Origin of the sequence: Krasilnikoviella flava, assembly GCF_900167525.1 — a bacterium.
Taxonomy (GTDB): Bacteria; Actinomycetota; Actinomycetes; order Actinomycetales; family Cellulomonadaceae; genus Isoptericola; species Isoptericola flavus.
In genome coordinates, this window is the sequence record NZ_FUZQ01000001.1 from 165,925 (window position 1) to 180,365 (window position 14,441).

The 14,441-nt window shown below is 73.9% G+C and carries 11 protein-coding genes and 1 tRNA gene; 5 read left to right on the forward strand and 7 right to left on the reverse strand.

Annotation, left to right across the window (positions count from 1 at the left end; translation table 11 throughout):
- Positions 1-61: 61 nt before the first annotated feature.
- The 5 genes from thrB to argS form a co-directional block, all read right to left on the reverse strand.
- Entirely contained in the window at positions 62-1,024 is a 963-nt protein-coding gene (gene thrB / locus B5Y66_RS00675) for a homoserine kinase (RefSeq protein ID WP_079569672.1), read from the reverse strand.
- Positions 1,025-1,073: 49 nt separating this feature from the next.
- Positions 1,074-2,183: a threonine synthase gene (gene thrC / locus B5Y66_RS00680; protein WP_245806834.1), complete on the reverse strand. Its 1,110-nt coding sequence runs from the start codon at positions 2,181-2,183 to the stop codon at positions 1,074-1,076.
- Between the two features lies 1 nt (position 2,184).
- On the reverse strand, positions 2,185-3,486 hold the full coding sequence (locus B5Y66_RS00685; protein ID WP_139820719.1) for a homoserine dehydrogenase: 1,302 nt from the start codon (positions 3,484-3,486) through the stop codon (positions 2,185-2,187).
- Positions 3,487-3,668: 182 nt separating this feature from the next.
- Positions 3,669-5,057 (reverse strand): diaminopimelate decarboxylase family protein, encoded by a 1,389-nt coding sequence (locus B5Y66_RS00690; protein WP_079571552.1) that lies wholly within the window; start codon positions 5,055-5,057, stop codon positions 3,669-3,671.
- 23 nt (positions 5,058-5,080) lie between these two features.
- The gene (argS, locus tag B5Y66_RS00695) at positions 5,081-6,748 is read right to left on the reverse strand and encodes an arginine--tRNA ligase (protein WP_079569677.1); all 1,668 of its coding nucleotides are present in this window, start codon (positions 6,746-6,748) and stop codon (positions 5,081-5,083) included.
- Positions 6,749-6,867: 119 nt separating this feature from the next.
- Between argS and B5Y66_RS00700 the strand changes: the two genes are divergently transcribed.
- A tRNA-Arg gene (locus B5Y66_RS00700) sits at positions 6,868-6,940 on the forward strand.
- Positions 6,941-7,061: 121 nt separating this feature from the next.
- Here the strand turns inward: B5Y66_RS00700 and B5Y66_RS00705 are convergent.
- The gene (locus B5Y66_RS00705) at positions 7,062-8,570 is read right to left on the reverse strand and encodes an MFS transporter (RefSeq protein ID WP_079569679.1); all 1,509 of its coding nucleotides are present in this window, start codon (positions 8,568-8,570) and stop codon (positions 7,062-7,064) included.
- A gap of 389 nt (positions 8,571-8,959) precedes the next feature.
- Here B5Y66_RS00705 and B5Y66_RS00710 point away from each other — a divergent pair, with 389 nt between their 5' ends.
- The 4 genes from B5Y66_RS00710 (at position 8,960) to B5Y66_RS00725 (ending at position 13,351) form a co-directional block, all read left to right on the forward strand.
- Positions 8,960-10,477, forward strand: a complete 1,518-nt coding sequence (locus B5Y66_RS00710; RefSeq protein ID WP_079569680.1) for an MmgE/PrpD family protein — start codon at positions 8,960-8,962, stop codon at positions 10,475-10,477.
- A gap of 11 nt (positions 10,478-10,488) precedes the next feature.
- Positions 10,489-11,400, forward strand: coding sequence for a methylisocitrate lyase (prpB, locus tag B5Y66_RS00715; protein ID WP_079569681.1), 912 nt, complete (start codon positions 10,489-10,491; stop codon positions 11,398-11,400).
- A 62-nt stretch (positions 11,401-11,462) separates the two neighbouring features.
- Entirely contained in the window at positions 11,463-12,641 is a 1,179-nt protein-coding gene (locus B5Y66_RS00720) for a bifunctional 2-methylcitrate synthase/citrate synthase (protein WP_079569683.1), read from the forward strand.
- Between the two features lie 83 nt (positions 12,642-12,724).
- Positions 12,725-13,351 carry a CYTH domain-containing protein gene (locus tag B5Y66_RS00725; RefSeq protein WP_079569686.1) on the forward strand — a complete coding sequence of 209 codons (627 nt, stop codon included), beginning with the start codon at positions 12,725-12,727 and terminating at the stop codon, positions 13,349-13,351.
- A gap of 125 nt (positions 13,352-13,476) precedes the next feature.
- Here B5Y66_RS00725 and B5Y66_RS00730 read toward each other — a convergent pair whose 3' ends face one another.
- The gene (locus B5Y66_RS00730; RefSeq protein WP_245806835.1) at positions 13,477-14,154 is read right to left on the reverse strand and encodes a M15 family metallopeptidase; all 678 of its coding nucleotides are present in this window, start codon (positions 14,152-14,154) and stop codon (positions 13,477-13,479) included.
- Positions 14,155-14,441 lie beyond the last annotated feature (287 nt).

Below are 14,441 nucleotides of genomic sequence, written 5' to 3' on the forward strand. Positions count from 1 at the left end.
CCGTGCGGTGAAGAGGGAGTGCCTCGCGGTCGATCCCGAAGGCTTACCGCATCATATCACCTCACACCGTGCCGGGGACCGACGCGCCGGGCCTCCCGCCACTCGTCACCCGGCGCGCCACCGCGCCGCCGTGGTCCACTCCCGGCCGCAGCGCCCGCCAGCCCGCCACGTCGTCCACGAGATCGGCGAGCACGGCGTCGAGCCGGCCCGTCCCCTCCCCCGCAGTGAGCACGAGGACCGTCGGGCCGGCGCCGGAGATCGTGGCCGCGAGCCCCTCGGTCCGGAGCGCGCGCAGGAGCTCGGCCGATCCCGCCATCACGCCCGCCCGGTAGTCCTGGTGCAGCCGGTCCTCCGTGGCGTCGAGCAGCAGCTCGGGGCGCCGTGCCAGCGCCTCGACCAGGAGCCCCGCCCGGCCCGCGGTGAACGCCGCGTCGCCGTGCGGCACCTCCGCCGGCAGCACGCCCCGCGCCCGGCTCGTGGCCAGGCGGACGTCGGGCACCAGCACGGTGGCCTCGATGCGCTCGTCGACGTCGAGGTCCACGGCGCGCGCCCCGTCGGCGGACTGCCAGGCGAGCGTCGCGCCGCCCCGGATCGCGGGGGCCGCGTTGTCCGGGTGCCCCTCGAACTCCGTGGCGATCCTCAGCACCGCGGTCGCGTCCAGCACGTGCGGGTCCGCGAGCAGCGCGCGGGCCGCGACCACGCCCGCGACCACGGCCGCCGCCGACGACCCCAGACCGCGGCCGTGCGGGATGCGGTTGAGGCAGCGCAGCCGCAGGCCGGTCCGCGGGGCGCCGGCGAGGTCGAGCGTGTGCCGCAGCGCACGCACCACGAGGTGGTCCTCGCCGACGGGCACCTCCCCCGCCCCCTGCCCCTCGACCTCCACGACGACGTCGTCGCTCGCGAGGAGCTCGACCTCGAGGTCGTCATACAGGGCGAGGGCCAGGCCCATCGCGTCGAACCCCGGGCCGAGGTTCGCGCTCGTGGCAGGAACCCGGACCAGGACGTGGTCGGCGCCGAGCTGCATCGTGCTCCCCTCCCGGGGGATCGGTCGGAGTGGTCTCAGCGGTGCGGGCTCAGTCGAGGCCGAGCGCGTCGGCGATCGAGACGACGTCGGCGCTCACGCGGGTGGGCGCGACCTCGCCACCGTCGGGCGTGCGCAACGCCCACTGCGGGTCCTTGAGGCCGTGCCCGGTGACGGTCACGACGACGCGGGCGCCGGCGGGGACCAGGCCCCGCTCGGCGCGGGCGAGCAGCCCGGCGACGCCGGCCGCGGAGGCGGGCTCGACGAACACGCCGACCTCCGCCGACAGGATGCGGTGCGCGGCGAGGATCTGCTCGTCCGTGACGGACTCGATGACGCCGCCCGACGTGTCGCGCGCCGCCTCCGCCTGCTCCCACGACGCCGGGTTGCCGATCCGGATCGCGGTGGCGATCGTCTCCGGCTGGTCGACCGGGTGCCCCAGCACGATCGGCGCGGCACCCGCGGCCTGGAAGCCCCACATCTGCGGCGTGCGGGTCGCGACCGCGCCCTGCGCCGCACCGTCGTCCAGGCCCGCGTACTCGCGATAGCCCTTCCAGTACGCGGTGATGTTGCCGGCGTTGCCGACCGGGAGGCAGTGGATGTCGGGGGCGTCGCCGAGCGCGTCGACCACCTCGAACGCCGCCGTCTTCTGGCCCTGGATGCGGTCGGGGTTGACGGAGTTGACGAGCTCGACCGGGTACACCTCGGCGAGCTTGCGCGCCGCGACGAGGCAGTCGTCGAAGTTGCCGTCCACCTGGAGCAGGCGGGCGCCGTGCGCCACCGCCTGGCTGAGCTTGCCCATCGCGATCTTGCCGTCCGGCACGAGCACCGCGCAGGTCATGCCCGCGCGGGTCGCGTACGCCGCCGCCGACGCCGACGTGTTGCCTGTCGACGCGCACACCACGGCGCGCGCCCCTCGGCCGGCGGCCGCCGAGATGGCTGCCGTCATGCCGCGGTCCTTGAACGACCCGGTCGGGTTCATGCCCTCGACCTTGACGTGGACGTCGGCCCCGGTGCGGTCCGACAGGGCCGGGGCGGGCACCAGCGGCGTGCCGCCCTCACCGAGCGTCACGACCTTCTCGCGCAGGTGGGCGGGCAGCCGGTCGGCGTACTCGGTGATGACACCGCGCCACTGGTGGGCACGCATCGACGTGGTCGACATGTCAGGCTCCCTCGACTCGCAGGACGGACGTGATCTCGTGCACCGGTTCGAGGTCGCGCACGGCCGCGACCGTCGCGGCGAGCGACGCCTCGCGGGCGGAGTGCGTGGTGATCAGCAGGGCGGCGGTGCCCGCGGCGACGTCGACGGCGTACGGCTCGTCGGGCGCCTGGCGGACGGTGTCGATCGAGACGCCGTGGTCCGCGAGCACCTGCGCCACGTGGGCGAGCACGCCGGGGCGGTCGGCCACGACGAGGCGGACCTGGTAGCGCGTCACCGCGGCGTCGTGCGGCAGCACCGGCAGGGACGCGTAGGCCGACTCGCGCGGGCCGCGGCCCCCGACCATCCGGTCGCGGGCGGCCGAGACCAGGTCGCCGAGCACCGCGGACGACGTCGGCCGCCCACCCGCGCCCTGGCCGTAGAACATCAGCGGGCCGGCGTCGTCGGCCTCGACGAACACCGCGTTGAAGGCGCCCCGCACCGCGGCGAGGGGGTGGGCCACCGGCACGAGCGCGGGATGCACGCGCACGGAGACGCCCTCCGCGGTCTGCTCGGCGATCGCGAGCAGCTTGACGACGTGGCCCGTCTGCTGTGCGGCGGCGACGTCCGCGGCCGTGATGCCGGTAATGCCCTCGCAGGCCACCTGGCTCAGCGACACCCGCGTGTGGAAGGCGAGCGACGCGAGGATCGCCGCCTTGGCCGCGGCGTCGTGCCCCTCGACGTCCGCGGTCGGGTCCGCCTCCGCGTAGCCGAGGCCCTGCGCCTCCTTGAGCGCCTCCTCCAGCTCCAGCCCGTGCGTCGTCATCTGGTCGAGCACGTAGTTGGTGGTGCCGTTGACGATCCCGAGCACGCGGCGCACGTGATCGCCCGCGAGCGACTCGCGCACCGGCCGGACGATCGGGATCGCACCCGCGACGGCCGCCTCGAACGACAGGTCGACGCCGGCCGCGTCGGCGGCCTCGAAGAGCTCCGGGCCGTGCGCGGCCAGCAGCGCCTTGTTGGCGGTGACGACGCTCGCGCCGCCCGCGATGGCGCGGTGGATCAGCCCGCGGGCCGGCTCGATGCCGCCCATGAGCTCGATGACGAGGTCGGCGCCGTCGACGAGCGACCCCGCGTCCTCGGTGAGCAGGTCCGCCGGCACGACGGCGGGGACGCCCTCGCGCGGACGTCTCGCGTCGCGCACCGCGATGCCCGTCAGCTCGAGGCGGGCCCCGGCGCGGGCGGCGAGGTCGTCCGCGCGCTGGAGCAGGGTCCGCGCGACCTGCGAGCCGACGACGCCGTAGCCGAGCAGCGCGACGCGCAGCACGCCCGGCGCGGGGCTCGGATCGGTCGCGGGGCCGGGTCGGGCCGCGGGGACGACCCCGGGGTGGGGCCCGGAGGTGGGGGCTGCAGGCACGGGAGAACCTTCGAACGAGATGCCGGGACGAACGTCAGGATAGCCGCGGCATGGCGTGCGGCGGGCCGCTTGTCCACGCCCGCCGGGGGCGCTCAACCCAGGTCGAGCGCGAGCAGGTCGTCGACCGTCTCGCGCCGCACCAGGACGCGCGACGTGCCGCCCGCGACCGCCACCACGGGCGGCCGCGTCAGCAGGTTGTAGTTCGAGGCCATGGACCGCCCGTAGGCGCCCGTGACGGGGACGGCGAGCAGGTCGCCCGCGCGCACGTCGCCCGGCAGCTGCACCTCGTGCACGACGATGTCGCCGCTCTCGCAGTGCTTGCCCACGACGCGCGCGAGCACCGGCTCCGCGTCCGAGACCCGGCCCACGAGCTCCGCGTGGTACTGCGCCTCGTACAGGGCCGGCCGGATGTTGTCGCTCATCCCGCCGTCGACCGACACGTACGTGCGGACCCGGCCGTCGTCGAGCGCGACGGGCTTCACCGTGCCGACCGTGTAGAGCGTGAGCCCGGCCGGTCCGACGACGGCGCGACCCGGCTCGATCGAGATCCGCGGCAGGGGCGTGCCGAGCTCGCCGCAGACCGCGGCCACCGCGCCCGCGACGTCCTTGGCGATGCGGTCCGGGTCCAGCGGCACCTCCCCCGGCAGGTACGCGATGCCGTAGCCGCCGCCGAGGTCGACATCGTCGACGAGCACGCCGGTGCGCTCCGCCAGCTCCGCGCGCAGCCGCAGCACGACCTGCGCCGCCGCCTCGAAGCCCGCCGGGTCGAGGATCTGCGAGCCGATGTGCGAGTGGATGCCGAGCAGGCGCAGCCCGGGCCGCTCGACGACGGCGAGCAGCGCCCGCATCGCGGGGCTGTCCGTCGTCCCGACCGGCGCGTCCTGAGCCTGTCGAAGGGCGACCGACGGGGCGGCGTTCACCGAGAGCCCGAACTTCTGGTCCTCGTGCGCGGTGGAGATGTACTCGTGGCCGCCGGCGTGCACCCCGGTGGTGACGCGCACCATGACGGGCGCGACGACGCCGCGGGAGGCCGCGAGCGCCGCGACGCGGTCGATCTCGACGAGCGAGTCGACGATGATCCGCCCCACGCCGGCGTCGAGCGCGGCCAGGATCTCGGCGTCCGACTTGTTGTTGCCGTGCAGGCCGATCTCCGCGCCGGGCACCCCGGCGCGCAGTGCGACGGCGAGCTCGCCGCCCGAGGCCGTGTCGACGCGCAGCCCTTCCTCGCGGGCCCAGCGCGCCACCGCGACCGTGAGCAGCGCCTTGCCCGCGTAGTAGACGTCGACGCCGGTGCCGACCTCGGCGAACGCCGTCGCGAACGCCGTCCGGTAGCCCCGGGCGCGGGCGCGGAAGTCCGCCTCGTCCAGGACGTACGCGGGGGTGCCGTGCCGGGCCGCGAGCGCGTCCACGCCGACCCCGGCCACCGCGACGACGCCGTCGTCACGGCGGCGCACGCCGGTCGACCAGGGCACGCCGAGCATGCCCGTCGCGGCCTCGGACCGGGTCACATCCGCTCCGGGGCCGAGACGCCGAGCAGCTCGAGGCCGTTGGCCAGCACCTGACGGACGGCGTCGTTCAGCCACAGGCGGGTGCGGTGCGTGTCCGTGACCTCCTCGTCCGGGTACGGCGTCACGCGGCACTCCTGGTACCACTTGTGGTAGTCCGCGGCCAGGGACTCGAGGTACCGCGCGACGCGGTGCGGCTCGCGCAGCTCGGCGGCCTGGGACACGATCCGCGGGAACTCGGTGAGCGCGCCGACCAGCGCGGCCTCGGTCTCGTGGGTGAGGAGAGCCGGGTCGAAGGCGTCGGAACCGTCGGGGGCGACGCGCACGACGGCGCGGTCGGCCGCGTTGCGGTCGACGGCGCAGGTGCGCGAGTGCGCGTACTGCACGTAGTAGACGGGGTTGTCGTTGCTCTGCTTGAGCATCTCCTCGCCCGACAGGGACAGCGGCGAGTCCGCCGGGTAGCGGGCGAGTGAGTAGCGCAGCGGGTCCGAGCCCAGCCACTCGATGAGGTCGTCCATGTACAGGGCGTTGCCGCGGCGCTTGCCCATGCGCTCGCCGCCGATGTTGACGAGCTGGCCGATGAGCACCTCGATGTTCGCCTCCGGGTCGTCGCCCGCGCACGCGGCGATGGCCTTGAGGCGGTTGATGTACCCGTGGTGGTCGGCGCCGAGCAGGTAGATCTTGCCCGGGAAGCCGCGGTCCTTCTTGGACAGGTAGTAGGCGGCGTCGGCGGCGAAGTACGTGGGCTCGCCGTTCGCGCGGATCATCACGCGGTCCTTGTCGTCGCCGAAGTCGGTCGTGCGCAGCCACACCGCGCCGTCGACGTCGAAGACGTGGCCCTGCTCGCGCAGGCGGGCGACGGCCTGCTCCACGGCGCCCGACTCGTGCAGGGTGCGCTCGGAGAACCACACGTCGAAGTGCACCCCGAAGGCGTCGAGGGTGCGGCGGATCGCCTCGAGCTGCGCCTGGTAGCCGAGCTCGCGCGCCGTCGTGAGTGCCTCGTCGGCGGGCAGGGAGAGGAGGTCGGGCTCCTGCTCGAGCACCTCGGCGGCCCGCTCGACGACGTACTCGCCCGGGTACCCGCCCTCGGGCACGGCCTCGCCCTTCGCGCGGGCGATGATCGACGCACCGAACTTGTCCATCTGCGCGCCGGCGTCGTTGATGTAGTACTCGGCCGTCACGTCTGCGCCGGCGGCGCGCATGATCCGCGCCAGGGCGTCACCCAGGGCGGCCCAGCGGGTGTGGCCGATGTGCAGCGGGCCCGTCGGGTTGGCCGAGATGTACTCGAGGTTGTGCACCTGGCCCGCGAGGGCGTCCGTGCGGCCGTACGCGTCGCCGGCCGTGACGATCGTGCGCGCGAGCTCGCCCGCGGCGCCCGCCTCGAGCGTGATGTTGAGGAAGCCCGGCCCGGCGACGTCGGCCGCCTTGATCCCCGGCGTCGCCGCGAGACGCGCCGCCAGGTCCTCCGCGAGGGCCCGCGGCGTGGTGCCCGCCTTCTTCGCGAGCTGCAGCGCCACGTTCGTGGCCCAGTCGCCGTGCTCGCGCTGCCGGGGTCGCTCCACGTGCACCGAGGCCGGGACGGCGTCGGCGGGCAGGGCGAGGGTGCCGTCGGCCACGGCCGAGGCGAGGGCAGCGCTGAGTGCTCCGGAGAGCTCGTCGGGGGTCACCGGGCGATTCTACAAAGGCGACGGGCCGCCGGGTGCTCGCCGTCCGCTCGTGTGTGCCACCCGGAGCCCAGGTGCTGGTAGTCTCGTGCACCGTGCCGAGCGGTTCCGCGTCGGCGCCCGCGCCTGTAGCTCAGTGGATAGAGCGTCTGCCTCCGGAGCAGAAGGTCGGGGGTTCGAATCCCTTCAGGCGCACCGAGAACGACGAGAACGGCCCTGGTCATCGACCAGGGCCGTTCTTCGTGTCCGACGGCGATGACGTAGCGATTCCTGCTCGTCCCGCCGTGGGACGAGCAGGAATCGCTACGTCGGCCGGTCAGCGCGCGCCGACGAGGCCACCCAGCGGCAGGGCGTCGAGGTCGAGGTCCGGGTTCTTCTCCTGCGTCTTCACGAGCGCCTTCGCCTCGGCGTCGGTGTCCACCGACGGCATCGAGCCCGGCAGCGGCTTGCCGGCGCTCTCCTTGACGAAGCCGACGGCGACCGCGCCGACGAGGGCGAAGCCGATGAGGTAGTAGGCCGGAGCCATGCTCGAGCCGGTGGCCTGCGTCAGCGCCTCCACGATGAGCGGCGTCGTGCCGCCGAACACCGCGAGCGCGACGTTGTACGCCAGCCCCATCGACCGGTAGCGCACCGCGGTCGGGAACATCGCGGGGAGAGTCGCGGCCTGCACGCCGACCATGCACGCGACCGGCACGGCCATGAGGCACAGTCCCAGCAGCGTGGACCACACGTGGCCCATCGCCAGGAGCAGGAAGGCAGGCGCGGCGACGACCGCCAGCGCGCCGGCACCGAACCACAGCAGCGGGCGGCGCCCGACGCGGTCGCTGACCGGGCCGGCGACGAGGATCAGCACCGCGAGCAGCACCAGCACGGGCACGGTCAGCAGGGTGCCCGACGTCGCCGCGTAGCCGAGGGTGTCCGTCAGGTAGGTCGGCATGTAGCTGGTGAGGGCGTAGCCGGCGGTGTTCGCCACGGCCACGAGCACCATCGCGACGGCGAGCGGACGCCACTGCGAGCGCAGCGTGACCTCGCTGGGCGCCGGGACCTCGGCGCCCTGCTCCTTGGCCGCCTCGGCCGCCACCTGCTGCGCCTGGAACGCCGGCGACTCCTCGATCTTCAGGCGGAACCACACGGCGAACGCGCCGATCGGACCGGCGATCAGGAACGGGATGCGCCACCCGCCGTCGAGCATGGCCTGCTCGCCGAGCGTCACCTGCAGCAGGGTCACCACGACGGCGCCCAGCGCGAAGCCGAGGTAGCTGCCGAAGTCGAGGAACGACGCCGCCCAGCCACGACGGCGGTCGGGGGCGTGCTCGGCGACGAAGGTCGTGACGCCGGCGTACTCGCCGCCGGTGGAGAAGCCCTGCACCAGCTTGAGGAGCACGAGCAGCAGAGGCGCGGCGACGCCGAGCACCCCGTACGTCGGCAGCAGGCCGATGAGGAACGTGGAGGCCGCCATCATCACGAGGGTGAAGGCGAGCACCTTCTGGCGGCCGACACGGTCGCCGATGCGGCCGCAGACGATGCCGCCCAGCGGGCGTGCCACGTAGGTGGCGGCGAAGACGCCGAGGGAGAAGAGGATCTGCACGCCGGACGACGCCTGCGGCAGGAACACGGCACCCATGGTCACGGCGAGGTAGCCGTAGACGCCCACGTCGTACCACTCCATGAGGTTGCCGACGGCGGTGCCGCCGATCGTCTTCTTGAGCATGGAGTTGTCGACGACGGTGACGTCGGAGACGCGCAACCTGCGGCGTGCGGCCCGGGTGGCCGGGGATGCTGCGCGGCTGGTGCCGGTCGGTTCCTGCGGGAGTACGGCGGTCATGTTTCCTTCCGTGGCCGGCGCGGCGACACGCGGTGTGTCGCAGCAGCCCGACCCGTGACAGGGAGCCGGCGCCCGCCACAAGAGCAGACGCCGAGCCCGAACATGGGCGGCTACGTTACTCAGTCTTGACTCAGATTCAAGTTCGCCGGGGCAACCGAGGACCTCGGGACCACCGGTGGCCGACGCCCTCACCTGCGACGACACCGATCCTTGACACGCCGTTCGTGAAGCCCACCACAGGGCTCTCGACGCCCGCCTCCGCGCCCCCCGCCCCGTGCCGCTCGCTGGACCGTGCGGGCGTCGAGGGTTACGTTCTCGGGGCAGCCCGGGACCACGGGCGGCGACGGCGCCTGCGCACGATGCCTGCACCTACCGGAGGACTCCCCCGCATGATCGACCACGAGGTCCGCGTCCATCGTTCCGACGAGCAGCTCCCCCGCGAGCAGCAGCTCGCATGGAAGATCGCGGAGGTCGCGGCCGAGCGGATCGAGCCGACGCCCGAGGTCACGGACATGGTGATCAACCGTGTCATCGACAACGCTGCCGTGGCGACGGCGTCACTCGGGCGCGCCCCGATCCTCGCGGCGCGCTCCCAGGCGGAGGCCCACCCGGTCTCCCTCGGCGGCGCGGGCTCCACGGTGTTCGGCTCGCCCGCACGCACCAGCCCCGAGTGGGCGGCGTGGGCGAACGGCGTCGCCGTCCGCGAGCTCGACTACCACGACACGTTCCTCGCCGCCGAGTACTCGCACCCGGGCGACAACGTGCCGCCCCTGCTCGCCGTCGCGCAGCACCTGGGCCGCAGCGGGGCGGACCTGCTGCGCGGGATCGTCACCGGTTACGAGATCCAGGTGGACCTCGTCAAGGGCATCAGCCTGCACGCGCACAAGATCGACCACGTGGCCCACCTCGGGCCGTCGGCGGCGGCGGGCCTCGGGACGCTGCTCGGACTCCCTGCCGACACCGTCTACCAGGCGGTGGGCCAGGCCCTGCACACCACCACCGCGACGCGGCAGTCGCGCAAGGGTGAGATCTCCACCTGGAAGGCCCACGCACCCGCGTTCGCGGGCAAGATGGCGGTGGAGGCCGTGGACCGCGCCATGCGCGGCCAGACCTCGCCCAGCCCCGTCTACGAGGGCGAGGACGGCGTGATCGCCTGGCTGCTCGACGGGCCCGAAGCCCGCTACACCGTGCCGCTGCCGGCCGCGGGCGAGGCCCGGCGCGCCATCCTCGACACGTACACCAAGGAGCACTCGGCCGAGTACCAGGCGCAGGCCTGGATCGACCTCGCCCGCCGCCTCGGCACCGAGCGTCCCGACCTGCGCGACCCGGCTCGCGTGACGTCGGTCGTGCTGCACACCAGCCACCACACGCACTACGTCATCGGCTCCGGCTCCGGCGACCCGCAGAAGTACGACCCGGCCGCGAGCCGCGAGACGCTCGACCACTCGATCCCGTACATCTTCACGGTCGCCCTGCAGGACGGCGCCTGGGACCACGTGGCGTCCTACGCACCCGAGCGCGCGGGCCGCCCGGACACGGTGGAGCTGTGGCGCAAGGTCACGACCGCGGAGGACGCGGAGTGGACGCGCCGGTACCACTCCCCCGACCCCGCCGAGAAGGCGTTCGGCGGCCGGGTGGAGATCGAGCTGGCCGACGGCTCGCGGGTCGTGGAGGAGATCGCGGTCGCCGACGCGCACCCCCTGGGCGCGCGCCCGTTCGCCCGGGAGCAGTACGTGGCGAAGTTCCGCGCGCTGGCCGCCGGGGTGCTGGCCGACGAGGAGACCGAGCGGTTCCTCGACGTCGCGCAGCGCTTGCCCGAGCTCTCGGCCGACGAGCTGTCCGGCCTCACCGTCACGCCGCTCACCGACGCGCTGGCCGCGCACCCCGTCGCGCCCGGCATCTTCTGAGGAGCCAGCCCGTGCTCTACTCGACCACCACCCCCGCCGCCAAGCGCGCGGCGTTCCGCGAGCGCCTGCGGTCGGGCGAGCTGCTGCAGCTGCCCGGGGCGTTCAACCCGCTCGCGGCGCGGTTGATCCAGGAGAAGGGGTTCGACGGCGTCTACGTCTCGGGCGCGGTGGTCGCGGCCGACCTGGGTCTGCCCGACGTCGGGCTGACGACGCTCACCGAGGTCGCGACCCGCGCCGGACAGATCGCGCGCATGACGGACCTGCCCACCCTCGTGGACGCCGACACCGGGTTCGGCGAGGCGATGAACATGGCGCGCACGGTGCAGACCCTGGAGGACGCGGGCGTCGCCGGCCTGCACGTCGAGGACCAGGTGAACCCCAAGCGCTGCGGGCACCTGGACGGCAAGCAGGTGGTGGACGAGCCGACGGCGCTGCAGCGGGTACGTGCCGCCGTCGCCGCCCGCCGGGACGGGAACCTGCTGGTCATGGCCCGCACGGACGTGCGTGCGGTCGCCGGCCTCCCCGTGGCGGTCGACCGCGCCAAGGCCCTCGTCGACGCCGGCGCGGACGCCATCTTCCCCGAGGCCATGCGCGACCTCGCGGAGTTCGAGGCCGTCGCGAGCGCCGTCGACGTGCCCGTGCTGGCCAACATGACCGAGTTCGGCAAGTCCGAGCTGTTCACGACGACCCAGCTCGCCGACGCCGGCGTGAGCCTCGTCATCTACCCGGTGTCGCTGCTGCGGCTCGCGATGGGTGCCGCCGAGCGCGGTCTGGACGCCCTGCGCGCCGAGGGTTCCCTGGCCGGGCAGGTGGGGAACATGCAGACCCGGGCCCGGTTGTACGAGCTCGTGGACTACGCGGGCTACTCGACTTTCGACACGGGAGTCTTCGACTTCACCCTGGACGACAACGACCACAGCTGACGACCCGGGGCGCCCCGGCGCCGCAGGGCCACCGCACGCCGCATCGCAGCGAAGGAGCACCGATGACCGAGCACAGCGAGCAGATCCCCGGACAGGCCGACGGACCCGAGGTGCGCCGCGGGCTGGCGGGGGTGGTCGCCGACGTCACGGCCATCTCCAAGGTGGACCCCGAGACCAACTCCCTGCTGTACCGCGGCTACCCCGTGCAGGACCTCGCCGCGACCCAGCCCTTCGAGGCGGTGGCATGGCTGCTGTGGCACGGCGAGCTCCCGACGGCCGACGAGCTGGACGCCTTCCGCGCCACCGAGCGGGAGCACCGCCCGTTGGCCGACGACGTGCGCGCGGCGATCGACCTGCTGCCCGTCACCGCCCACCCGATGGACGAGGTACGCACCGCCGTCAGCGTGATCGGCGCCCGTGAGGCCGCCGGGCTGACCGCCCTGGAGGCCGCCGCCGACCGCGCCGTCAATCTCGAGCGCAGCGTGCGCCTCTTCGCGGCCCTCCCGGCCGTCGTCGCGTACGGGCAGCGCCGTCGCCAGGGTCTCCGGCCGGTGGCGCCGCGCGACGACCTGGGCTTCTCCGCGAACTTCCTGTGGACGACGTTCGAGGTCGAGCCCGACCCGGTCGTCGTCGACGCGTTCAACCGGTCGATGATCCTGTACGCCGAGCACTCCTTCAACGCCTCCACGTTCACGGCGCGCGTCATCACCTCCACCCTCAGCGACCTGCACTCCGCCGTCGTGGGCGCGATCGCGGCCCTCAAGGGCCCGCTGCACGGCGGCGCCAACGAGGCCGTCATGGAGACCCTCGCCGAGATCGGCTCGGCCGACCGGGCCGCGGCCTGGCTCGACGACGCGCTCGCCGCGAAGCGCAAGATCATGGGCTTCGGGCACCGCGTCTACAAGCACGGCGACTCGCGCGTGCCCACCATGAAGGCCGCGCTCGACACCCTGGTCGAGCACTACGACCGCCCGGACCTGGGCGCGCTCTACGACGCGCTCGAGTCGGGGTTCGTGAGCCGCAAGGGCATCTACCCCAACCTCGACTACCCGTCGGGCCCGGCCTACCACCTCATGGGCTTCGACACGCCGACGTTCACGCCGCTGTTCGTCGCCGCCCGCGTCACCGGCTGGACCGCGCACATCATGGAGCAGCAGGCCACCAACTCTCTCATCCGCCCGCTGTCGGCGTACGTCGGCCCTGAGCGACGCGAGGTGCCCCGGACGTCGGCCTCGGCCTGACCGTCCGTGGACGGGCGCGCGCCGGTCCGGCACGCCAGGTCGTTCGGCGCGGCGGCCCGCCGCGGCCCACTAGGCTCGTCGTCATGTCCGCCGACTACTCCGACTTCGAGTTCGAGCGCCGGTTCTTCGTCCGCGAGCTGCCCGACGCGCTGCGCGACGCGCCCGCCCTCATCGTCCAGTCGTACTTTCTGTCCGACGGCGGCTACGCGCTGCGCGTGCGCGTGCAGGCCACCGGCGTGGAGGCACGCCTGGGCCCGGACAGCGACGCGCGCGACGTCCTCGAGCTCTACCGCTCGCGGGTGGACTTCGCCGCCGTGACGGTCAAGGGTCCCTCGGTGGGCGGCACCCGGTACGAGGCCGAGCGCCAGCTCGACCCGCAGGTCGGCGTGGAGCTGGTCCGCCGCGGCGGCGCCCAGGTGATCAAGACGCGCTATGCCGCCTGGCTCGGCGCGGACGGCTGGTCACTCGACGTCTTCGGCGGCGCCAACGCGCCCCTCGTCGTCGCCGAGTGCGAGCGCTCGGGCCCGGTGACCGACCTGCAGATCCCCGACTTCTGCGTCACCGAGCTCACCGACGACCGGCGCTTCTCCAACGAGTCACTCGCCGTCGACCCCTTCCGCGGCTGGTCCGCGGCCTACGCGCAGGAGCTCGCCACCCAGGGGCCCCGGTTCCGCGACGACTTCGGCGGCAACACCACCATCACCACCTGACGGCGCCCCCGGGGCAGGCGAAAGTCGAGGCGACGCCAAGGGTGAAGGCTCAGGAGAGCGGGAGGTGCAGGATCCTGCACGTCCCGCGGCGGTGAGCCAAGGTTTTCGACGGGCTCAACCAGCGCTCAGTGCCAGGGCGTGATCTCCACGACGCCCGGCTTGTACTCGAAGTGCCACGGCTCGTAGTTGCCCATGCCCCCGCGCTGCGCCCACGGCGGGTTCTCCCACCCGTACGCGGGCCCGTTCTCCCACAGCCACCCGTAGACCTCGCTGGAGCGGTACTCGTCGCCGCACAGGTCGATGGCGAGCCCCCACCCGTGCATGGAGGTGCCGGGGGTGGCGGCGAGGTAGCCGCGGCTGGCCTTGACGGCGTACTGCGAGGAGATGGAGCGGTAGCTGTCGACGAGGCAGAGGTCGCGGCCGAAGCGGGCCCGGAACGCCTCGTTGAGGCCGCTGAGCGCGACGGCGGCGTCGGCGCGCAGCTTCTCGCCGGGCTGCCAGATGTCGCAGAGCGAGTGGTCGGCCAGCGTGCCGTTGCCGCCGTCGATCGGGGCGTCGGCGTCGCAGCCGGGCAGGGGGCTGCGCTCGGTGGACCGGCTGGCGGCGGACGCCTCGACACGCACGTCGCGCGGGGCGGCGGCGATGCCCTGGGAGGTGCGGGGGGTGTCGACGCCCTGCTCGAGGAGGGCGAGGGTGGACGGGCCCGTGGGCTGGGTGTCGAGGTCGAACGGGGTGCTGCCGTGGGCCTGGTCGTCGGCGACGAGGGGGGCGGCGATGGTGGCGGCGGCGAGCGAGCCGAGCACGGTCAGCCGGGTGACCCATGCGTGGCCGGCGGGGGCGGCGTGTCGGCCGGACGTACGGTCGCCCCGCGCGGAAGACGGACGTTTGCGGGGCTTCTTGCCGGCCCTTGCCAGCTCGGCCTCTCGGATCTCCCGGCGGGAGCGCGGCGCGGCTGCGTCACTCTGCGACGTCGCCTCCACGGCACCTCCGCGCTCGTGCCCGGGGCAGCCGCCTTGGCCGCCCGGACTCTACCGACCCGAACACGGACCGCCCGGCGCCGCGTGCCCTGCACGCGGCCGCGAGAGGCGAT

What these genes read in the sequence shown, in the direction of transcription:
- thrB (WP_079569672.1), bottom strand. Translation starts at nt 1,024, where the DNA reads ATGCAGCTCGGCGCCGACCACGTCCTGGTCCGGGTTCCTGCCACGAGC.
- thrC (WP_245806834.1), bottom strand. Translation starts at nt 2,183, where the DNA reads ATGTCGACCACGTCGATGCGTGCCCACCAGTGGCGCGGTGTCATCACC.
- B5Y66_RS00690 (WP_079571552.1), bottom strand. Translation starts at nt 5,057, where the DNA reads ATGCTCGGCGTGCCCTGGTCGACCGGCGTGCGCCGCCGTGACGACGGC.
- B5Y66_RS00705 (WP_079569679.1), bottom strand. Translation starts at nt 8,570, where the DNA reads ATGACCGCCGTACTCCCGCAGGAACCGACCGGCACCAGCCGCGCAGCA.
- B5Y66_RS00710 (WP_079569680.1), top strand. Translation starts at nt 8,960, where the DNA reads ATGATCGACCACGAGGTCCGCGTCCATCGTTCCGACGAGCAGCTCCCC.
- B5Y66_RS00720 (WP_079569683.1), top strand. Translation starts at nt 11,463, where the DNA reads ATGACCGAGCACAGCGAGCAGATCCCCGGACAGGCCGACGGACCCGAG.
- B5Y66_RS00725 (WP_079569686.1), top strand. Translation starts at nt 12,725, where the DNA reads ATGTCCGCCGACTACTCCGACTTCGAGTTCGAGCGCCGGTTCTTCGTC.